The organism is Comamonas antarctica (assembly GCF_013363755.1).
In the GTDB taxonomy this organism is placed as follows: Bacteria; Pseudomonadota; Gammaproteobacteria; order Burkholderiales; family Burkholderiaceae_C; genus Comamonas; species Comamonas antarctica.
This window is the reverse complement of the sequence record NZ_CP054840.1, coordinates 2,564,912-2,589,195: the sequence shown is the minus strand read 5'-3', so window position 1 is coordinate 2,589,195 and position 24,284 is coordinate 2,564,912. Positions and strand designations below refer to the sequence as shown.

Genomic DNA, 24,284 nt, shown 5'->3' with positions numbered 1-24,284 from the left:
GCGCGGCGCCCGCCTGCCGGCGCCCGGTTGGCTACCTGCAGACCCGGTAGCGCCCGTTGTCGAAATGGAAATGGTCGGCATGCGCCTGGTTGTATTCGGGGCCCAGCGCGCCGCTGAAAAAGCGGCATGCGCCCTGGTGCACGGTGTGCAGGAACGTCGCAGCCGGAGTGTCGCCCTGCCACTGGCGCGCCACCGTGATGCGCCGGCCGTCGTCCAGCACGAAGCCGGCGATGTCCAGCGCGTTGGCCGTGGCGTGCTGGCTGCGGTTGCCGGCTTCGCGGCCGTAGACATTGCGGCACGAATAGCTGCCCAGATGCTCCAGCCGGCGCACCCCGGTGCCCAGCGTCTGCTGCGCCGCGGGCTGCAGCACATGGCGCTCCCACAGGGCCAGCGAGGCGGAGGCCGGGCAACTCAGGGTAAAGGAGGAACTCAGGCCGACCGAGGTCTGCCGCACCTGGAGGGCGTTGCTGAAGCCGCAGCCCTGGCCGGTGTCGCGGTCGGGAACGGCCTGGAAGCGCCAGGGGGTCGTGGCCATGAAGGCCTGGCAGGCCGCTGGCTCCGCCTTCAGGCGCTGCAGCTTGAAACCCGTGAGCCAGTCGGGCGCGGCTTCATAGGCCAGCGGCGCCCAGGGGTTGAGGTGGTCAGGAAGCGTCCAATGGCGGCCGTGCGACCAGGTTCCGATCCCCAGCACCAGCAGCAGGAAGGCAAGCAGTTTCATCCTTGCCATCATCCCGCAGCGGGTGCCGCATTCCGCGCATGCGGCGCAGCTTGCGGCACGCTCCTACAGCGGCCGCCGCGCAGCGCATTTTTTACGGCCAGCGGCCGAGCATGGCGTCCAACTCCTAGCGCCTGCAGGATGACAGTTGCTGCTCGGGCGGGGGCGCCTGCGGTTCGGGCAATGCCGCCAGCGCCGCCAGCTAGCTTTGCTCCAGCGACTGCCGGCGCAGATGCTTGAGCCGCCGCCGCGCTCCCGTGGCGAGGTAGGCGCGCGGCTCGTGCAGGCCTTGCACCGGCATCAGACGGCGCGCCGGCACGGTCAACAGGCGCAAAAACGCGTCCTGGGCGAGCTTGGCGGCATCCACGGCGTTGCCGACTTTCCGGCGCAGCCAGCCGTGCCATTTCTCTTGTTGGAAAGTAAGTGTTTGCATCCGCCGATGGGTGCTTCCTCACTGGCATGGGGTTAATCAGCTTTCTAACTGGCAGTGTGTAATTGAATTTTGCAATTGAAACAATAGTTTTAATTGCTATCATCTCGGATTGCGTTCGGCTGCCAGCAAGTTTCCAATCACGCCATCCCTGAAACAGGTGATTTGCCATATCGAGTAAGACAAACGCTAGATTCAGGGTAGGCGACTGGAAAGACTGTGGGCCACCCAATGCCGATACGGCAATATTGGCTGGTTTTAAGACATATTGCGAATGTTTTGGATGCATTTGCTCACAATCTGTGTGCTACGCTTGCATCCAAAAACCGCCTTCGTGCGAAGACGTGAACATGGGTATTCCTTGCGAATACCGCTCGCGCTGCGTGCGGCATGGGGCCGTGCGCGCGTGTTGGAAGGTGGTCGGCAGCGATCGGCGATCGATGCCTCCCGGGTTTGCGATGCTCCTGGCTTGAGTGGCAGCCGGGCACATGGGGTTCCAGTATTTTTTGACAAGGGTTGAGGACAGCGGCGGCACAAGCGTCCTGCCGTCCATTCAGGCTTCAGGCAGGGCCGGGCGGCTTCGCATTGTCCCGGCGGAGCCCATCATCAAGGGGATAGAAGTAAATGAAGTTCAAGCAGATTGCACGCGTCGTGGCATCGTTGGGTCTGGCATCGGGGGCTGCAGGAAGCATGGCCCAGACCGCGTTGACCGTGCAGCAGGCCGATGCCCAGGGCGCGGCCTTGCAGAAGGTGGTCGAGAAGGTGCTGATGACGCACCCCGAGATCCAGGTGCGTTTCCAGGATCTGAATTCTTCCCTCGAAGGCCAGAACGTCGCGCGCGGCGCCTTGCTGCCGCAGGTGTCGGCCCAGGCCTGGGCGGGCCGCGAATGGCGCAGCAGCACCGAGGGCTCGGCGGCCACCGACTGGAACCGCCCCGGCTGGAACCTGCAGTTGCGCCAGCTGATTTTCGACGGTTTCACCACCAGCAATGGCATCCGCCAGCTGGGCTTCGAGAAGCTGTCCAAGTTCTATGACCTGCGTGCGACGACCGAGAGCCTGGCCTATGAGTCCGTCGGCGCCTATCTCGATGTACAGCGCTACCGCGAGATGGAGCGCCTGGCGCGCGAGAATTTCACCACCCATCAGGTGACGCTGGGCCAGTTGCGCGAGCGCCAGCAGTCGGGCGTGGGCCGTGGCGTTGACCTGGAGCAATCGGCCGGGCGCGTCTCGCTGGCACAGTCCAACCTGATGACCGAGTCCAACAACCTCAACGACGTGCAGCAGCGCTACCGCCGCCTGGTCGGCGAGTTCCCGCCCGCGGTGCTGGACCCGGTGCCCGATGTCACCAGCCGCGTGCCCGCACCCGGCATGGCGCGCGACTTCGGCGATGCACTGCGCGCCAATCCGCAGCTGCTGTCCAAGCAGGCGCTGCTGCAGGCTGCCGATGCCGGACAGAAGGCCGCCAAGGGCGCGAATCTGCCCAAGGTGGAGTTCGTGGCCTCGACGGGCCGCGACCGCGAGCAGTCGACGCCCGCCTACTGGAACGTGCAGAGCTCGCGCGTGCAGGTCATGATGACCTACAACCTGTACCGCGGCGGCGCGGACGAGGCGCGCGTGCGCCAGACCATTGCGCAGGGTTATGCGGCCCACGACGTGCGCGACTACACCTGCCGCAATCTGCTGCAGGAAATGTCGATCAACTGGAACAACATGCAGCGCCTGCGCCAGCAGCTGCCGTTCCTGGAGGAGCATGTGCTGTCGACCTCCAAGGTGCGCGTGGCCTACCAGCAGCAGTTCCGCATCGGCCAGCGCTCGCTGCTCGATCTGCTGAACACCGAAAACGAGCTGTTCGATGCGCAGCGCGCGCTGGTCAATGCGCAGTACGACCTGAAGAAGGCGCAGTACCAGTGGCTGTTCCAGTCCAGCGAGATCCTGCCGGTGCTGGGCCTGGCCCAGCCGCATGACGCGAGCCGCCCGCAGGAGCAGCAGGCGCTGGTGGTGCCCGACGATGTGCTGCGCAGCTGCAATGCCGCCGTGCCGGACACCTCGAATCTGCTGCCGGTGGCGGCGATGGCGATGCCCGCCGCAGACCCCGCGGCTTTGGCCGTCCCCGCGACGGCGCCAGCGGCTGTGACGCCGCCGACCATCGTTCCGAACACCACGCTGTCGGCGCCCATCCGCCGTTGAGGACTTCACGCGCCAGGAGCCATACCGCCATGGAAAAAAGCACACCGCCCCCCTCCGAGGAATCCCGGCGCGAGCTGTCCGCGCTGGACGCGGACTTCATCCGCGTCCTGGAGGATCTGATCGAGGCCTTGCTGGCCAATGGCACCTTGCGCCTGACCGACCTGCCGCCGCAGGCGCTGGAGAAGCTGAACCAGCGCAAGCGGGTGCGCGAGAAAGTACGTGGTTCGCTGGACCTGATAGACGACGACGAAGAGCTTTTGTAGTGGGGAAGGGTGACGATGCCGTATTCAGAACTTGAGAACCCCGAGGATCCGCCGGCGGTGCCCGACCAGGGTGCCGGCCCGCCGCCCGCGCCCGCCGCTGGGGCTGCGGGTGCGGTCCATTCCGATCCACTGCTCGATTGCCTGGTGCAGCTGACGCAGCTGCATGGCCACCCCTATTCGGCGCAGGCCCTGAGCAATGGGCTGCCGCTGGTCGACCAGCGCCTCACGCCCTCGCTGCTGGCGCGTGCGGCCGCGCGCGCCAACTTCACGACGCGCATCGTGCAGCGCGAGCTCGACGGCGTGCCCGAAGGCCTGCTGCCAGCCATCCTGCTGCTCGAAGGCAACCGCGCCTGCCTGCTGCTCAAGGCCCTTCCCGAAGGCCGTTTCCTGGTCCAGTATCCCGAGATCGGCAGCCCGGTCGAGGTCGAGCGCGCCACGCTGCTGCAGGAGTACGCCGGCATGATGTGCTTCGTGCGCCCGCAGTTCCGCTTCGAGCAGCGCTCGGTGCAGCCGGGGCTCGAGCCGCGCAGCGGCCACTGGTTCTGGGCCGTGGTGCTGGACAACCGCCGCCTGTACCGCGATGCGCTGATGGCTGCGATCCTGATCAATCTGTTCGCGCTGGCGATGCCGCTGTTCAGCATGAACGTCTATGACCGTGTCGTGCCCAACAATGCGGTGGAAACGCTGTGGGTGCTGGCCATCGGCATCTCGCTGGTGCTGGTCTTCAATTTCGTGCTGAGCACGGCGCGTGCCTATGTGGTCGATGCGGCGAGCAAGCGCGTCGACGTGCAGCTGTCGGCGCAGATCATGGAGCGCGTGCTGGACCTGCGCATGGAAGCCCGGCCGGCGTCGGTGGGCTCGTTTGCCGCCAACCTGCGCTCGTTCGAATCGGTGCGCGACTTCATTGCCTCGGCCAGCCTGACCACGCTGGTCGACCTGCCGTTCGTGCTGCTGTTCCTGCTGGCGTTGGTGTGGATCTCGCCGTGGATGCTGATTCCGCCCATCGTGGCGATCCTGGCCATCCTGGCGGTGTCGTTCTGGGCCCAGGCGCGCATGGAAAGCCTCACGCTCAAGACCTTCCAGGCCTCGTCGCAGCGCAATGCGCTGCTGGTGGAGTCGCTCACCAACCTCGAAGCCGTCAAGACGCTCAATGCCCAGAGCGGCGTGCAGCGGCTGTGGGAGAGCTCGACCCAGTACATCGCCTACATGGGCGGCAAGATCAAGTTCATCTCCTCGGGCACGGTGAACTTCGTGCAGACCATGCAGCAACTGGTGAGCGTGGCGGTGGTGATCATCGGCGTGTACCAGGTGCAGGAATCGGCGCTGTCGATGGGCGGCATCATTGCCGCGTCGATGATTGCCGGCCGCTGCCTCGCGCCCTTCGGCCAGGTGGCGGGGCTGATGATGCAGTTCCACAATGCGCGCACCTCGCTGCATTCGATCGACAACTACATGAAGATGCCGGTCGAGCACGCCGCCGACCGCGAGTTCGTGTCGCGGCCCGATCTGCGCGGCGCCATCGAGTTCCGCAACGTGAGCTTCAGCTATCCGGGCAGCGACCAGGCCAGCCTGTCGGGCGTGAGCTTTGCCGTCAAGCCCGGCGAGCGCGTGGGACTGATCGGGCGCATCGGTTCGGGCAAGACCACGCTGGAGAAGCTGGTGCTGGGCCTGTACCAGCCGACCGAAGGCGCGGTGCTGATCGACGGCATCGATGCGCGCCAGATCGACCCCGTGGACCTGCGCCGCGCGATCGGCCATGTGCCCCAGGATCCGATGCTGTTCTACGGCAGCCTCAAGCACAACCTGCTGATCGGCGCGCCGCAGGCCGGCGAGCGCGAGATGCTGCAGGCGGCGCGCATTGCGGGCGTCGATGAATTCGCGGCCCAGCATCCAAAGGGCTATGGCATGAACATCGGCGAGCGCGGCGAGTCGCTTTCGGGCGGCCAGCGCCAGTCGATCGCGGTGGCGCGCGCGCTGATCAACGACCCGCCCATGCTGCTGCTCGATGAGCCCAGCAGCAACCTCGACAACCAGAGCGAAGCCCAGCTCAAGCGCCGCCTGCAGGACGCATCCGCGGGCAAGACCGTGCTGCTGGTGACGCACCGCACGGCGCTGTTGACTCTGGTCGACCGCCTGATCGTGATCGACGGCGGACGCATCGTCGCCGATGGCGCCAAGGACCAGGTCATTGAAGCCCTGAAGCAGGGCCGCATTGGCGCAACGGGAGCCCGGGCATGAAAGAAAACAAACCAACACCCGCCGAAAAGCCCGTGGCACGCGAAGGCCGGCTCAAGGCCGCGCTGCGCGCGCGCTCGCAGCAGCTGTCGCGCTGGCTGCTCGATGGCAGCGAAAGCGTGGGCACGCACCAGAGCGACGATCTCAAGGCCGATGCCCAGTGGGCGGCGGGCCAGCAGCAGGCGCGCGGCTCGCGGCTGCTGATCTGGGCGTCGCTGCTCGCGCTGCTGGCGCTGTTGATCTGGGCCGCGTTCGGCCGCATCGACGAAGTGGTGCGCGGCCAGGGCAAGGTCGTGCCGTCGCGCCAGGTGCAGGTGGTGCAAAGCCTCGACGGCGGTATCGTGCAGGAACTGCTGGTGCGTCCCGGCCAGCGCGTGGAGAAGGACCAGGTGCTGCTGCGCATCGACCCGACGCGCTACAGCTCGTCGCTGGGCGAGAACCGCGCCGAACTGTTGTCGCTGCAGGCCAAGGCCGCGCGGCTGCAGGCGCTGGCCAATGGCGATGCGTTCAGCGTGCCGGCGGAACTGCAGGCCGCGGCGCCGCAGATCGTGGAGCAGGAGCGCCGGCTGTGGGAGACCCGCACCCAGGAACTCAACGCCACCGTCAACATCGCACGCGATCAGCTGCGCCAACGCCAGCAGGAGCTGCGCGAGAGCCAGGCCAACCGCGACCAGGCGACGTCGAGCTGCAACCTCACGTCGGAAGAACTCAACGTGACCCGGCCGCTGCTCAAGAGCGGCGCGGTGTCCGAAGTCGACCTGCTGCGCCTGCAGCGCGATGTCGCACGCTTTTGCGGCGAGGCGCGTGCCGCCGGCGCGCAGATCGGCCGCATCCAGGCCGCGATCCAGGAAGCCGAACGCAAGATCCAGGAGTCGGAGCTGACCGCGCGCAACCTGGCGCGGGCCGAGCTGTCCGAAACCCGCGCCAAGCTGGGCACGCTGGAGCAGGGCCAGGTGGCGCTGGAAAACCGCGTGCGCCTGGCCGAAGTGCGCTCGCCGGTGCGCGGCACCGTCAACACGCTGATGGCCAACACCGTCGGCGGCGTGGTGCAGCCGGGCAAGGACATCCTGGATATCGTGCCGCTGGACGACACGCTGCTGATGGAGGTGCAGATCAATCCGCGCGACATCGGATTCCTGCACCCGGGCCAGGAGGCCGAGGTCAAGTTCTCGGCCTATGACTTCGCGATCTATGGCGGCTTGAAGGGCCGGCTCGAGCAGATCGGCGCCAACACCATCACCGACGAGAAGGGCAACTCCTTCTATGTGGTGAAGGTGCGCACCGACCGCGCCGACGTGGGCGACAACTCGCGCCCGATCATTCCCGGCATGCAGGCCGAGGTGCACATCCTCACCGGCAAGCGCACGCTGCTGCAGTATCTGCTCAAGCCCATTCTGCGCACCAAGGCCAACGCATTGACCGAGCGCTGAGCCAGGCGCGTGACAACAGACAACAGGCAGGTAGACACGACGTGCAGAGCCCTTCGCAAGAAAATCGTATGAATGCATTGCCGGTATTGATGCTGACCCAGGACGCCGCGTTGTGGCAAGCCTGGCAGCGGATTGCAGGCCCGCAGTGGCTGCCGGCGCGTGGCCAGGGCCTCGCCGATCTGCAACGTTGGAAGCAGCAGGGCCGCAGCCTGGTCGTGCTCGATGCGGCCTTGCCGCAACTGCCGGCCAGCGGCGACGCCGCATGGAGCGGCCTGCTGCAAGACGCCAAGGTGCTGGTGCTGAGCAACCGTCCGAGCGACGACGAGGGCCGGCAGCTGTTGGCCAAGGGCGCCAGCGGCTACGCCCATGCACAGTCGGGCGCCGAGGTGCTGGCGCAGATGCTGCAGAGCCTGGCGGGCGGCAATATCTGGCTGGGGCGCTCGCTGCTGCAGCGCCTGCTGCGCGATGTCGACGCCCGCCTGCCCGAGCCCGGAGACCACTGGGCGCAGGCGCTGTCGCCGCGCGAGCAGGAGGTGGCGCGCTATGCCTCGCTGGGCGAGAGCAATGCGCAGATCGCCGAACGCATGTCGATCAGCGAACGCACGGTGCGCGCCCACCTGTCGGCGGTCTTCGAGAAGCTGCAGGTCGAAGACCGGCTGATGCTGGCGCTCAAGGTCCACGGCATAGGCCGTCCGCAGCCGGCCTGAGCGCGCCTCGCTTGTATCTACCGAACCCAGGTCCCGCCGCTGCAGGACCGGGGTTTTTTTATTTCCGCACGCCGAAAACCTGGGCGTATTGGCTTTGGCGCCAATAGCCCAGCTCCCAACCAATCCCTACTATCTGTTGCAATTATTGGAGGAAGACCGTCTGGCGCTTCCTCTCCCCCTGACTGGAGTTTCAGAGCACCATGGCCGCAGCACAAACCGTTCTCGTCACGCAACTCACCGGGCAAGCCTGGATCCGGGGCACCGATGGCAGCCTGACTCCCATCCACGAAGGCATGCGCATTCCGGCCGACGCGGTGATCGTCACCTCGTCTGGCGGCTCGGTGCAGTTGCAGGCCGACGGCCAGCCGCCGCTGATCATCGGCGAGAACCAGGAACTGCTGCTCACGGCCGATCTGGTCAACCCGCCGCAGCCGCAGGAAGCCGCGGTCGCACCGCCGGTGCCCACGGAAATCGACCAGATCCTTGCCGCCATCAACGCCGGCCAGGATCCGTTTGCCGACCTCGATCCCACGGCTGCCGGTCTGACGGGCGGCAGTGAAGGCGGCAGCACCTTCGTGCGCCTGGCCGGCATCCTGGAAAACACCGTGCCGCTGGCGATTGCCTACGACAACGTGGCGACCCCCACGCCCGAGCTGCAGCAGTTCAGCGGCGCAGGCGTGGCGCTCGACGCCACACCACCGGTGGCCGAACCTGCTCCTGCCATCCCCCAGGCGAATGCCGATGCGGGCTCGACCCTTGAAGATGCGGCCCAGCCGCTGACCGGCAATGTGCTGGCCAACGACACGCTGGGCACGGGTTCGCAGGCCCAGCACCAGGTGGTGCTGGCGGGCAACGGCCAGGGCCAATACGGCCAGCTCACGCTGAACGCCGATGGCAGCTACAGCTACCAACTCGACAACGGCCTGACGGCGGTGCAATCGCTGGCCGAGGGCGAAACCGTCACGGAAAGCTTCACCTACACCCTGGTCGATGCCAATGGCGTGAGCTCGTCGAGCAGCCTGACGATCACCATCGTCGGCACCAACGATGCGCCCGTGCTGTCGGGCCAGATCTCGCTGGAGGTATCGGAAGACCAGACCACGCCGGTCACTGGCCAGCTGGTGGTGACCGATGTCGACGCCAGCGACACCCACACCTGGACCGTGGAGAACGGCGGCCAGGGCCAGTACGGCAATTTCACCGTCGACCAGTCGGGCCGCTGGACCTATGTGCCAGGCGCCGGCAATCCCGATGTGCAGGGCCTGAAGGCGGGCGAGCAGCTTGCCGACACCATCACCGTCACCGTGAACGACGGCCATGGCGGCACGGCCACGCAGACCGTCACCGTGATCATCGAGGGTGCGGACGACGGCGCGGTCATCACGCCGGCCACGCCGGGCTCCGATCTGGGTTCCGTTACCGAAGACGGCCAGCTGACGGCGGGCGGCAAGCTCAATGTGACCGACCCCGATGCGGGCCAGGCCGTGTTTGTTGCGCAGAATGTGGCGACGACCTATGGCCAGTTCACCATCGGCACCGATGGCACCTGGACCTATGCGCTGGACAACGCCAACCCGGCTGTTCAGGCGCTGGGGGCGGGCCAGACCCTGACCGAGACGCGCGAAGTGCGCACCGCCGACGGCACGGCGGCCAATGTGGTGATCACCATCAATGGCACGAATGATGTGCCGACCCTGGGCACGGGTGTGGGTTCTGTCACGGAAGATGTGGCGGTGACCAATGGTCAGCTCGTCACGTCGGGCTTGGTGTCGATCAGCGATATCGATGCGGGTCAGAGCAGCTTCCAACCGACCGCAGTGTTTACCGGCTCGGGCACGGCATTGGGCACGCTGGTGTTCAACACCGATGGCAGCTATAGCTACTCGGTCGACAACAGCGCGGTGCAATACCTCAAGACTGGCGATTCGGTCGTTGAAACCTACACCGTCACCAGCCTTGACGGCTCGGCCCGCACGACCATCACCATCACCATCAATGGCGCCGATGACGGCGCGGTGATCGTTCCGGCAACTCCAGGCTCGGATCTGGGTTCCGTTACCGAAGACGGCCAACTGACGGCGGGCGGCAAGCTCAATGTGACCGACCCCGATGCGGGCCAGGCCGTGTTCGTTGCGCAGAATGTGACGACGACCTATGGCCAGTTCACCATCGGCACCGATGGCACCTGGACCTATGCGCTGAACAACGCCAACCCGGCTGTGCAGGCACTGGGCGCGGGCCAGACCCTGACCGAGACGCGTGAAGTGCGCACCGCCGACGGCACGATGGCCAATGTGGTGATCACCATCAATGGCACGAATGATGTGCCGACCCTGGGCACCGGTGTGGGTTCTGTCACGGAAGATGTGGCTGTCGTGAACGGCCAGCTCGTGACTTCGGGTGCGGTGTCGATCAGCGATATCGATGCGGGCCAGAACAGCTTCCAGCCGACCGCAGTGTTTACCGGCTCGGGCACGGCATTGGGCACGCTGGTGTTCAACACCGATGGCACCTACAGCTATTCGGTCGACAACAGCGCGGTGCAATATCTCAAGACTGGCGATTCGGTCGTTGAGACCTATACCGTCACCAGCCTCGACGGCTCGGCCAGCACGACCATCACCATCACCATCAATGGCGCCGATGACGGCGCGGTGATCGTTCCGGCCACGCCGGGCTCCGATCTGGGTTCCGTTACCGAAGACGGCCAGTTGACGGCGGGTGGCAAGCTCAATGTGACCGATCCCGATGCGGGCCAGGCCGTGTTCGTTGCGCAGAATGTGGCGACCACTTATGGCCAGTTCACCATTGGCACCGATGGCACTTGGACCTACGCGCTGAACAACGCCAACCCGGCTGTGCAGGCCCTGGGCGCTGGCCAGACCCTGACCGAGACGCGCGAAGTGCGCACCGCCGACGGCACGACAGCCAATGTGGTGATCACCATCAATGGCACGAATGATGTGCCGACGCTGGGCACCGGTGTTGGTTCGGTGACCGAAGATGTGGCAGTGGCCAATGGTCAGTTGGTGACCTCGGGTTCGGTGTCGATCAGCGATATCGATGCGGGCCAGAGCAGCTTCCAGCCGACCGCAGTGTTTACCGGCTCGGGCACGGCATTGGGCACACTGGTGTTCAACACCGATGGCAGCTACAGCTACTCGGTCGACAACAGCGCGGTGCAATATCTCAAGACCGGCGATTCGGTCGTTGAAACTTACACCGTCACCAGCCTTGATGGCTCGGCCAGCACGACCATCACCATCACCATCAATGGCGCCGATGACGGCGCGGTGATTGCGCCGGCAACTCCGGGTTCCGATCTCGGTTCCGTTACCGAAGACGGCCAGTTGACGGCGGGCGGCAAGCTCAATGTGACCGACCCCGATGCGGGCCAGGCGGTGTTCGTTGCGCAGAATGTGACGACGGCCTATGGCCAGTTCACCATCGGCACCGATGGCACCTGGACCTATGCGCTGAACAACGCCAACCCGGCTGTGCAGGCACTGGGCGCGGGTCAGACCCTGACTGAAACGCGTGAAGTGCGCACCGCCGACGGCACGACGGCCAATGTGGTGATCACCATCAATGGCACAAATGATGTGCCGACCCTGGGCACCGGTGTGGGTTCTGTCACGGAAGATGTGGCGGTGACCAATGGTCAGCTCGTCACGTCGGGCGTGGTGTCGATCAGCGATATCGATGCGGGTCAGAGCAGCTTCCACCCCAATGCCGTTTTCAACGGCACCGGCACAGCACTGGGCACGCTGGTGTTCAATACCGACGGCACGTACAGCTACTCGGTCGACAACAGCGCGGTGCAATACCTGAAGACCGGCGATTCGGTCGTTGAGACCTATACCGTTACCAGCCTCGACGGCTCGGCCAGCACGACCATTACCATCACGATCAATGGCGCCGATGACGGCGCGGTGATTGCGCCGGCAACTCCGGGTTCCGATCTGGGTTCCGTCACCGAAGACGGCCAGCTGACGGCGGGCGGCAAGCTCAATGTGACCGACCCCGATGCGGGCCAGGCCGTGTTCGTTGCGCAGAATGTGGCGACGACCTATGGCCAGTTCACCATCGGCACCGATGGCACGTGGACCTATGCGCTGGACAACGCCAACCCGGCTGTTCAGGCACTGGGCGCTGGCCAGACCCTGACCGAGACGCGCGAAGTGCGCACCGCCGACGGCACGACGGCCAATGTGGTGATCACCATCAATGGCACGAATGATGTGCCGACCCTGGGCACCGGTGTGGGTTCGGTCACGGAAGATGTGGCTGTCGTGAACGGCCAGCTCGTGACTTCGGGCGTGGTGTCGATCAGCGATATCGACGCGGGCCAGAACAGCTTCCAGCCGACCGCAGTGTTTACCGGCTCGGGCACGGCACTGGGCACGCTGGTGTTCAACACCGATGGCAGCTATAGCTACTCGGTCGACAACAGCGCGGTGCAATACCTCAAGACTGGCGATTCGGTCGTTGAGACCTACACCGTCACCAGCCTTGACGGCTCGGCCCGCACGACCATCACCATCACCATCAATGGCGCCGATGACGGCGCGGTGATCGTTCCGGCCACGCCCGGCTCCGACTTGGGTTCCGTCACCGAAGACGGTCAGTTGACGGCGGGCGGCAAGCTCAATGTGACCGATCCCGATGCGGGCCAGGCCGTGTTCGTTGCGCAGAATGTGGCGACGACCTATGGCCAGTTCACCATCGGCACCGATGGCACTTGGACCTACGCGCTGAACAACGCCAACCCGGCTGTGCAGGCCCTGGGCGCGGGCCAGACCCTGACCGAAACGCGTGAAGTGCGCACCGCCGACGGCACGACGGCCAATGTGGTGATCACCATCAATGGCACGAATGATGTGCCTACGCTGGGCACGGGTGTGGGTTCGGTCACGGAAGATGTGGCCGTCGTGAACGGCCAACTCGTGACTTCGGGCTCCGTATCGATTGCAGATATCGATGCCGGCCAGAGCAGTTTCCAGTCCAATGCCGTTTTCAACGGCACCGGCACAGCACTGGGCACGCTGGTGTTCAACACCGATGGCAGCTATAGCTACTCGGTCGACAACAGCGCGGTGCAATACCTCAAGACCGGTGATTCGGTCGTTGAGACCTACACCGTTACCAGCCTCGACGGCTCGGCCAGCACGACCATCACCATCACGATCAATGGCGCCGATGACGGCGCGGTGATCGTTCCGGCCACGCCCGGCTCCGATCTGGGTTCGGTGACCGAAGATGGCCAGCTGACGGCGGGCGGCAAGCTCAATGTGACCGATCCCGATGCGGGCCAGGCCGTGTTTGTTGCGCAGAATGTGGCGACGACCTATGGCCAGTTCACCATCGGCACCGATGGCACCTGGACCTATGCGCTGGACAACGCCAACCCGGCTGTTCAGGCGCTGGGCGCGGGCCAGACCCTGACCGAGACACGTGAAGTGCGCACCGCCGACGGCACGGCGGCCAATGTGGTGATCACCATCAATGGCACGAATGATGTGCCGACCCTGGGCACGGGTGTGGGTTCTGTCACGGAAGATGTGGCGGTGACCAATGGTCAGCTCGTCACGTCGGGCTTGGTGTCGATCAGCGATATCGATGCGGGTCAGAGCAGCTTCCAACCCAATGCCGTTTTCAATGGCACCGGCACAGCACTGGGCACGCTGGTGTTCAACACCGATGGCAGCTATAGCTACTCGGTCGACAACAGCGCGGTGCAATATCTCAAGACCGGTGATTCGGTCGTTGAGACCTACACCGTCACCAGCCTCGATGGCTCGGCCAGCACGACCATCACCATCACGATCAATGGCGCCGATGACGGCGCGGTGATCGTCCCGGCAACTCCAGGCTCCGATCTGGGTTCCGTTACCGAAGACGGCCAGTTGACGGCGGGCGGCAAGCTCAATGTGACTGATCCCGATGCGGGCCAGGCCGTGTTCGTTGCGCAGAATGTGGCGACGACCTATGGCCAGTTCACCATTGGCACCGATGGCACCTGGACCTACGCGCTGAACAACGCCAACCCGGCTGTTCAGGCCCTGGGCGCGGGCCAGAGCCTGACCGAAACGCGTGAAGTGCGCACGGCCGACGGCACGACAGCCAATGTGGTGATCACCATCAATGGCACGAATGATGTGCCGACCCTGGGCACCGGTGTGGGTTCGGTCACGGAAGATGTGGCCGTCGTGAACGGCAAGCTTGTGACTTCGGGTGCGGTGTCGATCAGCGATATCGATGCGGGTCAGAGCAGCTTCCAACCGACCGCAGTGTTTACCGGCTCGGGCACGGCATTGGGCACGCTGGTGTTCAACACCGATGGCAGCTACAGCTATTCGGTCGACAACAGCGCGGTGCAATATCTCAAGACTGGCGATTCGGTCGTTGAGACCTATACCGTCACCAGCCTCGACGGCTCGGCCAGCACGACCATCACCATCACCATCAATGGCGCCGATGACGCGCCCTCAATCACCGGCGCCGCCACCGGCGCGGTCACCGAAGACCTGTCTCTGACAGCCACCGGCAAACTAACCGTGGTCGATGCCGATGCCGGCCAGTCCAGCTTTGTTGCGCAGACCGGCGAAGCCATGACCTATGGCACCTTCACCATCAATGCCAATGGCAACTGGACCTATGCGCTGGACAATGCCAACGCCACCGTCCAGGCGCTGGGCCAGGGCAAGACGCTGACCGAAGTGCGTGAGGTGTTCACGGCCGATGGCACCAAGACCAGCGTCACGATCACCATCACGGGCAATAACGACGAGCCGACGATCTCGGGCACCAGCACGGGTACGGTGACCGAAGATGGCACCACCACCATCGATGGCCAGCTGGCGGTGTCCGATGTGGACTCGACGGACAGCCACACCTGGAGCGTGAATAACAATGGCGCGGGCCAGTACGGCAGCTTCTCGGTGGACAACACCGGCAAGTGGACTTACACCCTCGATAACTCCAGCGCTGCAGTGCAGGCACTGATTGCCGGCCAGAGCGTCAGCGACACCATCACCGTCACGGTCAATGATGGCAATGGCGGCACGGATACCCAACTGATCACGGTCACGATCAATGGCGCGAACGACGCTCCGGTGATCACGGGCGCCGCCACCGGCGCCGTCACCGAAGACCTGGCTCTGACAGCCACCGGCAAACTCACCGTGGTCGATGCCGATGCGGGTCAGTCCAGCTTTGTGGCGCAGACCGGCGAAGCGATGACCTATGGCACCTTCACCATCGACGCCAATGGCAACTGGACCTATGCGCTGGACAACACCAACGCCACTGTCCAGGCACTGGGCCAGGGCAAGACGCTGACCGAAGTGCGTGAGGTGTTCACGGCCGACGGTACCAAGACCAGCGTCACCATCACCATCACCGGCAATAACGACGAGCCAACCATCTCTGGCACCAGCACCGGTGCGGTGACCGAAGACGGTACGACGACCATTGACGGCCAGCTGGCCGTGGCGGATGTGGACTCCACCGACACCCATACCTGGAGCGTGAATAACAATGGCGCGGGCCAGTACGGCAGCTTCACGGTGGACAACACCGGCAAGTGGACCTACACCCTCGACAACTCCAGCGCCGCAGTGCAGGCGCTGACTGCCGGCCAGAGCGTCAGCGACACCATCACCGTCACGGTTGATGATGGCAATGGCGGCACCGACACCCAGCAGATCACGGTCACGATCAATGGCGCGAATGACGCGCCGGTGATCACGGGCGCCGCCACCGGCGCCGTCACCGAAGACCTGGCGTTGACGGCCACCGGCAAGCTGACCGTGGTCGATGCCGATGCGGGCCAGTCCAGCTTTGTGGCGCAGACCGGCGAAGCCATGACCTATGGCACCTTCACCATCGACGCCAACGGCAACTGGACCTATGCGCTGGACAATGCCAATGCCACCGTCCAGGCACTGGGCCAGGGCAAGACGCTGACCGAAGTGCGCGAAGTGTTTACGGCCGATGGCACCAAGACCAGCGTCACGATCACCATCACGGGCAATAACGACGAGCCGACGATCTCGGGCACCAGCACGGGTACGGTGACCGAAGATGGCACCACCACCATCGATGGCCAGCTGGCGGTGTCCGATGTGGACTCGACGGACAGCCACACCTGGAGCGTGAACAACAATGGTGCGGGCCAGTACGGCAGCTTCTCTGTGGACAACACCGGCAAGTGGACCTACACCCTCGACAACTCCAGCGCCGCAGTGCAGGCCCTGATCGCCGGACAGAGCGTCAGCGATACCATTACCGTCACGGTCAATGATGGCAATGGCGGCACGGATACCCAACTGATCACGGTCACGATCAATGGCGCGAACGACGCTCCGGTGATCACGGGCGCCGCCACCGGCGCCGTCACCGAAGACCTGGCTCTGACAGCCACCGGCAAACTCACCGTGGTCGATGCCGATGCGGGTCAGTCCAGCTTTGTGGCGCAGACCGGCGAAGCCATGACCTATGGCACCTTCACCATCGACGCCAATGGCAACTGGACCTATGCGCTGGACAACACCAACGCCACTGTCCAGGCACTGGGCCAGGGCAAGACGCTGACCGAAGTGCGTGAAGTGTTCACGGCCGATGGCACCAAGACCAGCGTCACGATCACCATCACCGGCAATAACGACGAGCCGACGATCAGCGGTGTGAGCACCGGTGCAGTCACCGAAGATAGCACCACGACCATTGACGGCCAACTGGCGGTGTCCGATGTGGACTCGACGGACAGCCACACCTGGTCGGTCAACAACAATGGTGCTGGCCAGTACGGCAGCTTCACGGTGGACAACACCGGCAAGTGGACTTACACCCTCGACAATTCCAGCGCCGCAGTGCAGGCCCTGATCGCCGGCCAGAGCGTCAGCGACACCATCACCGTCACAGTTGATGACGGCAATGGCGGCACCGACACCCAGCAGATCACGGTCACGATCAATGGCGCCAACGACGCGCCGGTGATCACCGGCGCTGCTACGGGCGCCGTCACCGAAGACTTGGCTCTGACAGCCACTGGCAAGCTGACCGTGGTCGATGCTGATGCGGGTCAGTCGTCGTTCGTGGCGCAGACCGATGCGCCGATGACCTATGGCACGTTCACCATCGACGCCAACGGCAACTGGACCTATGCGCTGGACAATGCCAATGCCACTGTCCAGGCACTGGGCCAGGGCAAGACGCTGACCGAAGTGCGCGAAGTGTTTACGGCCGATGGCACCAAGACCAGCGTCACGATCACCATCACCGGTAATAACGATGAGCCAACGATCTCTGGCACCAGCACGGGTACGGTGACCGAAGATGGCACCACTACCATTGACGGCCAGCTGGCTGTCTCGGATGTGGACTCGACGGATAGCCACACCTGGAGCGTGAATAACAATGGCGCGGGCCAGTACGGCAGCTTCACGGTGGACAACACCGGCAAGTGGACCTACACCCTCGACAACTCCAGCGCCGCAGTGCAGGCGCTGACTGCCGGCCAGAGCGTCAGCGACACCATCACCGTCACGGTTGATGATGGCAATGGCGGCACCGACACCCAGCAGATCACGGTCACAATCAATGGCGCCAACGACGCTCCGGTGATCACCGGCGCCGCTACGGGCACGGTCACCGAGGATCTGTCTTTGACGACGACCGGCAAGCTGACCGTGGTCGATGCCGATGCGGGTCAGTCGAGCTTTGTGGCGCAGACCGGCGTAGCCACAACCTATGGCACGTTCACCATCGATGCCAATGGCAACTGGACCTATGCGCTGAACAACACCAACGCCGACGTGCAAGCACTGGGCAAGGGCGAGACCATGAGCGAGGTGGTGCAAGTGACCACCGCCGATGGCAGCAAGACCAGCGTCACGATCACCATCCAGGGCAACAACGACGCGCCGACGATCAGCGGCGTCAGCACCGGCACCGTCACCGAAGACGGCGTCACACGCATCGACGGCCAGTTGACCGTGTCCGACGTCGACACCAACGACACCCATACCTGGTCCGTCAACAACAATGGCGCGGGCCAGTACGGCTCTTTCACGGTGGACGGCACCGGCAAGTGGACCTACGCATTGGACAACGACAGCGCCGCCGTCCAGGCACTGGTGGCGAACCAGCAGGTCAGCGACACCATCACCGTCACGGTCAATGATGGCAATGGCGGCACCAAGACCCAGCAGATCACGGTCACCATCAACGGCGCCAACGATGGCGCGGTCGTCACCGGCAACAACACCGCAACGCTGAAGGAGGACGTCACGACCGATGCCAGCGGCAAGCTGAACGTGACCGATGCCGATGCCAACCAGTCCTATTTCGTCGAACAGCGCGATGTGGCGGTGCAGTACGGCAAGTTCACCATCACCAACGATGGCAACTGGAACTACCGCCTGAACAACAACGACCCGGTCATCCAGCAACTGCGCGAAGGCCAGACGCTGACCGAGACGGTGACCGTGCGCACGGCGGACGGCACGCTGGCTCAGGTCAATGTGACGATTACCGGCACCAACGACCTGCCGCAGCTGAGCCAGGCGGACAGGACCATCACCGAGAATCCGAACGCGGCCGGTGGCGTGCTGACGGCGATCGGCGCGCTGACCATCACCGATGCCGATGCCGGCGAAGCCCGGTTCCAGACGGGCGCCGTGCTGACCAGGGTCGACGGCCCGGTCGCCAACGCCAACACCGCTCTGGGCACGCTGACCTTCAATGCCGATGGCTCCTACAGCTACTCGGTCGACAACAGCAAGGTGGCGTACCTGAAGAGCGGCGAGTCCGTGGTCGAGACCTATACGGTCACCAGCTTCGATCAGACCAGGACCAGCACCATCGTCATCCGCATCCAGGGCCAGGATTCGGGCGCCGTGGTCACGCCGGCCACCCCCGGCTCCGACAAGGGCAGCGTCACCGAGGACGGCACGCTCACCACGGGCGGCAAGCTCGATGTGGTGGATCCCGATGCGGGCCAGGCGGTGTTCGTGGCGCAGAACGTGACGACCACCTATGGCCAGTTCACCATCGGCAGCAATGGCACCTGGACCTATACGCTGAACAACGCCAACCCGGCCGTGCAGGCGCTGGGCGCGGGCCAGACGCTGACCGAGACCCGCGAAGTGAGCACGGCCGATGGCACCAAGGCCAATGTCGTGATCACCATCAACGGCACCAACGACGTGCCCACGCTGGGCACGGGCGTGTCCGCGGTGACGGAGGACGTGAACGTGGTCGGCGGCAAGCTGCTGGCTTCGGGCTCGGTCTCGATCTCGGACGTGGATGCGGGCCAGAGCAGCTTCAAGGCCGGCGCGGTCTATGGCGGCAGCGGCACGGCGCTGGGCACGCTGGTGTTCAACACCAACGGCACCTACAGCTACTCAGTCGACAACAGCAAGGTCCAGTACCTCAAGACCGGCGAATCGGTGGTGGAGACCTACACGGTCACCAGCAGCGACGGCTCGGCGACCACGACCATCAAGATCACCATCAACGGTGCCGATGATGGCGCGATCATCTCGCCAGCCACCCCCGGCTCCGACAAGGGCAGCGTCACCGAAGACGGCACGCTCACCACGGGCGGCAAGCTCGATGTGGTGGACCCGGATGCGGGCCAGGCGGTGTTCGTGGCGCAGAACGTGACGACCACCTACGGCCAGTTCACCATCGGCAGCAACGGCACCTGGACCTATACGCTGAACAACGCCAACCCGGCCGTGCAGGCGCTGGGCGCAGGCCAGACGCTGACCGAGACCCGCGAAGTGAGCACGGCCGATGGCACCAAGGCCAATGTCGTGATCACCATCAACGGCACCAACGACGTGCCCACGCTGGGCACGGGCGTGTCGGCGGTGACGGAGGACGTGAACGTGGTCGGCGGCAAGCTGCTGGCTTCGGGCTCGGTCTCGATCTCGGATGTGGATGCGGGCCAGAGCAGCTTCAAGGCCGGCGCGGTCTACGGCGGCAGCGGCACGGCGCTGGGCACGCTGGTGTTCAACACCAACGGCACCTACAGCTACTCGGTCGACAACAGCAAGGTCCAGTACCTCAAGACCGGCGAATCGGTGGTGGAGACCTACACGGTCACCAGCAGCGACGGTTCGGCGACCACGACCATCAAGATCACCATCAACGGTGCCGATGATGGCGCGATCATCTCGCCGGCCACCCCCGGCTCCGACAAGGGCAGCGTCACCGAAGACGGTACGCTCACCACGGGCGGCAAGCTCGATGTGGTGGACCCCGATGCGGGCCAGGCGGTGTTCGTGGCGCAGAACGTGACGACCACCTACGGCCAGTTCACGATCGGCAGCAATGGCACCTGGACCTATACGCTGAACAACGCCAACCCGGCTGTGCAGGCGCTGGGCGCGGGCCAGACGCTGACCGAAACCCGCGAAGTGAGCACGGCCGATGGCACCAAGGCCAATGTCGTGATCACCATCAACGGCACTAACGACGTGCCCACGCTGGGCACGGGCGTGTCCGCGGTGACGGAGGACGTGAACGTGGTCGGCGGCAAGCTGCTGGCTTCGGGCTCGGTCTCGATCTCGGACGTGGATGCGGGCCAGAGCAGCTTCAAGGCCGGCGCGGTCTATGGCGGCAGCGGCACGGCGCTGGGCACGCTGGTGTTCAACACCAATGGCACCTACAGCTACTCGGTCGACAACAGCAAGGTCCAGTACCTCAAGACCGGCGAATCGGTGGTGGAGACCTACACGGTCACCAGCAGCGACGGCTCGGCGACCACGACCATCAAGATCACCATCAACGGTGCCGATGATGGCGCGATCATCTCGCCGGCCACCCCCGGCTCCGACAAGGGCAGCGTTACCGAAGACGGTACGCTCACCACGGGCGGCAAGCTCGATGTGGTGGACCCCGATGCGGGCCAGGCGGTGTTCGTGGCGCAGAACGTGACGACCACCTACGGCCAGTTCACCATCGGCAGCAACGGCACCTGGACCTATACGCTCAACAACGCCAACCCGGCCGTGCAGGCGCTGGGCGCAGGCCAGACGCTGACCGAGACCCGCGAAGTGAGCACGGCCGATGGCACCAAGGCCAATGTCGTGATCACCATCAACGGCACCAACGACGTGCCCACGCTGGGCACGGGCGTCGCCGCGGTGACGGAGGACGTGGGCGTGGTCGGCGGCAGGCTGGTCACTTCGGGATCGGTGAGCATCGCCGATACCGACACGGGCGAGAGCAGCTTCAAGGCCGGCGCCGTGTACAACGGCACGGGCACGGCGCTGGGTACGCTGGTGTTCAACACCGACGGCACCTACAGCTACTCGGTGGACAACAGCAAGGTCCAGTACCTGCAAGCCGGCGAGAAGCTGGTCGAGACCTATACCGTCACCAGCAAGGATGGCACGGCCTCGACCACCATCGCCATCACCATCACCGGGGCCAACGACATTCCGACGCTCAGCGGCACCGTCACCGGCGCGGTCAAGGAAGATGTCACGACCACCGTGTCGGGCCAATTGAGCGTGACCGATGTCGATCTCAAGGACACGCACACCTGGTCCGTGAACAACAGTGGCAAGGGCCAGTACGGCAGCTTCACCGTCGATGCCACAGGCAAGTGGACCTATGTGCTGGACAACGCCAGCGCCAAGGTGCAGGCACTGACCGAAGGCCAGAAGGTGTCCGATACCATCACCGTGACGGTCAACGACGGCAAGGGCGGTACGGCGGAAAAGACCATCACGGTCGAAATCACCGGCACCAACGAGGCTCCCGTGGCCCAGGCGGTCACGGGCACGGCGCCCGAAGACAACACCGTGGCCATCGCGCTGCGTGGCTCCGATGCGGACGGCACCGTGGTCAGCTTCCAGCTCACCAGCCTGGCGGCCAATGGAACGCTCTACAAGGATGCTGCGGGCACCCAGGTGCTGACGACCAAGGATGTGATCACCGCGACCAGCAACGGCGCGACGATCTACTTCAAACCAACGCAGGACTGGAGCGGCACGACCAGCTTCAACTACAGCGCGAAGGACAACCTGGGCCAGGTCTCGACCAGCACTGCCACGGGCACCATCACCGTCACGCCGGTGGCCGACACGCCGACGGTGAGCCTGAGCGTGGGCGCGGGCTCGAACCCGGTGACGACGGTGATCAATACCGCGACGGTATCGACCACCAACACCGGCCATACGGTGACCGCCAACAATGCCGATGGCAGCAAGGGCACGGTCAGCATCGTCACGGGCACGGACCATGACGGTTTTGGCGTGAGCGGCAATGTCTCGAGCAACACCGGCGCGGCTTCGACCGAACTCGCGGGCAACGGCACGGTTTCCGAATCGCTGACCGTGGCCTTCAAGGTGCCGGTCACGAAGATCACCGTGCAGTTCGCCTGGCTGGCCTCGGGCGAGCAGGCACGCTACAAGATGTATGACGAAGCCGGCAACCTGATCAAGACCGCCGTGGTGCAGGGCAAGACCGATACCGTCGAGGAGCAGTTCTCGCTGACCGCGCCCGTGGGCACGACCATCGGCAAGATCGTGTTCGACGCGCCGCGCAATGGCGACGACTATCTGGTGCACAAGGTGACCTACACCACGGCCACCACCTATCCGCTGACCATCACGGCCGATCCGCGCGACATCGATTTCTCGGAGACGATCAGCAAGGTGGTCGTGGAAGTGCCGGTCGGCGTGACGCTGTCGGCGGGCACGCAGATCGATGCCACGCACTGGTCGGTGCCGCTGACCAGCAGCGGCAGCTACTCGGTGTCGGTGGATGCCACGACCAAGGCCGTCACGATCACCGGCCTCAACATGACCGTGCCCGAGAATGTGACCGTGGGCGATATCAAGGTCGTGGCCACCGCATCGGATGGCGCCAGCACGGCGGATGCGACGTATGTCTACCATGGCGTGCCGGTGGCGAACGACGATACCGCGACTGCGGCGTTGACTTCGCGTACGGTGACGACTGCGGCCAAGCAAGACACGCTGGCGGCGTTCTCCAACAACGAGACAACCGCCTGGCGTTTCACGAGCGCCACCACGGTGGACAAGGACAGGGTCGAGCTGTCGAGCACCGCGGTACTGAAGACGGACCTGGGCAAATGGTTGTCGACTTCGCTCCAGGGGACGACGCTCGATGCGCAGACCAGCGGCAACGCGCTGATACTGCGCGACAACAACGACAGCAGTTCGGGCGATGCGCAGCTCGTGACGCCGGTGTATTCACCGACGGTCGATGGCACCACGCTGCAGTTCCGAGTCACCGGCTTCAGCAACTTCAGCAGCTACTTCGACATTGCCAATTGGCAGCTGTACAAGAGCGCCGACGGCGGCACGACCTGGTCTTCGCAGCCCGTGCAACGCGGTGACATCACATCGTCGGGCACCATCATTACCGGTGCGCTCGAAGCCAATGCCAGCTATCGCATCGTCTTCACCGTGGAAGACAACATCGGTTGGGGCACAGGTAGCGCCGCAATCGGCCTCGACGACTTCCAGGCCAATGTCCCTGCCACGTCCTCGATCGAGTGGAGCACGACAGCCATCAACGGCTCGGTCACCGCCAACGACACGCTCGGCACGCTGGGTGAGACGTCGACGGTCTCGGTCAAGGTCGGCTCGACCTGGGTCGATGCATCGGCGGGCGGCACCACCGTCACCGGCAGCTACGGCACGCTGGTGCTCAAGAGCGATGGTTCCTACACCTACACGCCGACGGCCAGCGCCGCGGGTGCGGGCAAGGTCGATCACTTCGAGTACAAGCTGACGCAGGCCGACGGCGACACCGCCAATGCGAATCTCGACATCACCCTCAGCGCCACGGGCCCGGGCGCTCCGGTGGCCACGCTCTCCGCACGGATGGTGGATACCACCAGCACCCACGAAGTGCACGGCACCTCGGGCAGCGATACGCTGCTCGGCACGGCGGAAGACGACTTGTTTGTCTGGCACCAGGGCGATGCGGGCACGGCAGCCAAGCCGGTCACCGATGTGGTCAAGAACTTCGGCGCGTCGGGCAACGACAGCCTGGATCTTTCGGACCTGCTGCAGGGCGAGGAATCGTCGACCGATCTGAGCAAGTTCCTGCATCTCGAGACCAAGACCGAGGCCGATGGCAAGACCATCGACACCGTGATCAAGGTGTCGAGCGCGGGCGCGCTGGATGCGGATGGCAACGGCTTCAACCAGCAGATCCTGCTCGAGGGCGTGAACCTGACGACGGCCGGCCATGACCAGAACAGCATGATCAAGGACCTGATCGACCAGGGCAAGCTGAAGATCGATCACAGCTGATGCGGGGCAG

General features: G+C 64.7%; 8 protein-coding genes. 6 read left to right on the top strand and 2 right to left on the bottom strand.

Going from position 1 to position 24,284, the window contains the following annotated elements:
* Positions 1-31 precede the first annotated feature (31 nt).
* Together HUK68_RS11985 and HUK68_RS11980 are read right to left on the bottom strand one after the other, a co-directional pair.
* Complete coding sequence (locus HUK68_RS11985) at positions 32-718, bottom strand: extensin-like domain-containing protein (RefSeq protein WP_244146156.1); 687 nt, start codon at positions 716-718, stop codon at positions 32-34.
* Positions 719-917: 199 nt separating this feature from the next.
* The gene (locus HUK68_RS11980; RefSeq protein WP_244146155.1) at positions 918-1,148 is read right to left on the bottom strand and encodes a sigma-70 family RNA polymerase sigma factor; all 231 of its coding nucleotides are present in this window, start codon (positions 1,146-1,148) and stop codon (positions 918-920) included.
* 621 nt (positions 1,149-1,769) lie between these two features.
* On the opposite strand from HUK68_RS11980, the gene HUK68_RS11975 reads away from it, so the two are divergent.
* The 6 genes from HUK68_RS11975 to HUK68_RS11950 all read left to right on the top strand — a co-directional run bounded on the left by HUK68_RS11975 (position 1,770) and on the right by HUK68_RS11950 (position 24,274).
* Positions 1,770-3,332: a TolC family outer membrane protein gene (locus HUK68_RS11975; RefSeq protein WP_175504353.1), complete on the top strand. Its 1,563-nt coding sequence runs from the start codon at positions 1,770-1,772 to the stop codon at positions 3,330-3,332.
* A 29-nt stretch (positions 3,333-3,361) separates the two neighbouring features.
* The gene (locus tag HUK68_RS11970) at positions 3,362-3,595 is read left to right on the top strand and encodes a hypothetical protein (protein WP_175504352.1); all 234 of its coding nucleotides are present in this window, start codon (positions 3,362-3,364) and stop codon (positions 3,593-3,595) included.
* A gap of 15 nt (positions 3,596-3,610) precedes the next feature.
* On the top strand, positions 3,611-5,833 hold the full coding sequence (locus HUK68_RS11965) for a type I secretion system permease/ATPase (RefSeq protein ID WP_175504351.1): 2,223 nt from the start codon (positions 3,611-3,613) through the stop codon (positions 5,831-5,833).
* The gene (locus HUK68_RS11960) at positions 5,830-7,260 is read left to right on the top strand and encodes an HlyD family type I secretion periplasmic adaptor subunit (RefSeq protein WP_175504350.1); all 1,431 of its coding nucleotides are present in this window, start codon (positions 5,830-5,832) and stop codon (positions 7,258-7,260) included. The genes HUK68_RS11965 and HUK68_RS11960 overlap by 4 nt, the downstream gene beginning before the upstream one ends.
* Positions 7,261-7,328: 68 nt before the next feature.
* Positions 7,329-7,967, top strand: a complete 639-nt coding sequence (locus tag HUK68_RS11955) for a response regulator transcription factor (RefSeq protein ID WP_175504349.1) — start codon at positions 7,329-7,331, stop codon at positions 7,965-7,967.
* A 200-nt stretch (positions 7,968-8,167) separates the two neighbouring features.
* Positions 8,168-24,274 (top strand): VCBS domain-containing protein, encoded by a 16,107-nt coding sequence (locus HUK68_RS11950; protein ID WP_175504348.1) that lies wholly within the window; start codon positions 8,168-8,170, stop codon positions 24,272-24,274.
* The last annotated feature ends 10 nt before the right edge of the window (positions 24,275-24,284 follow it).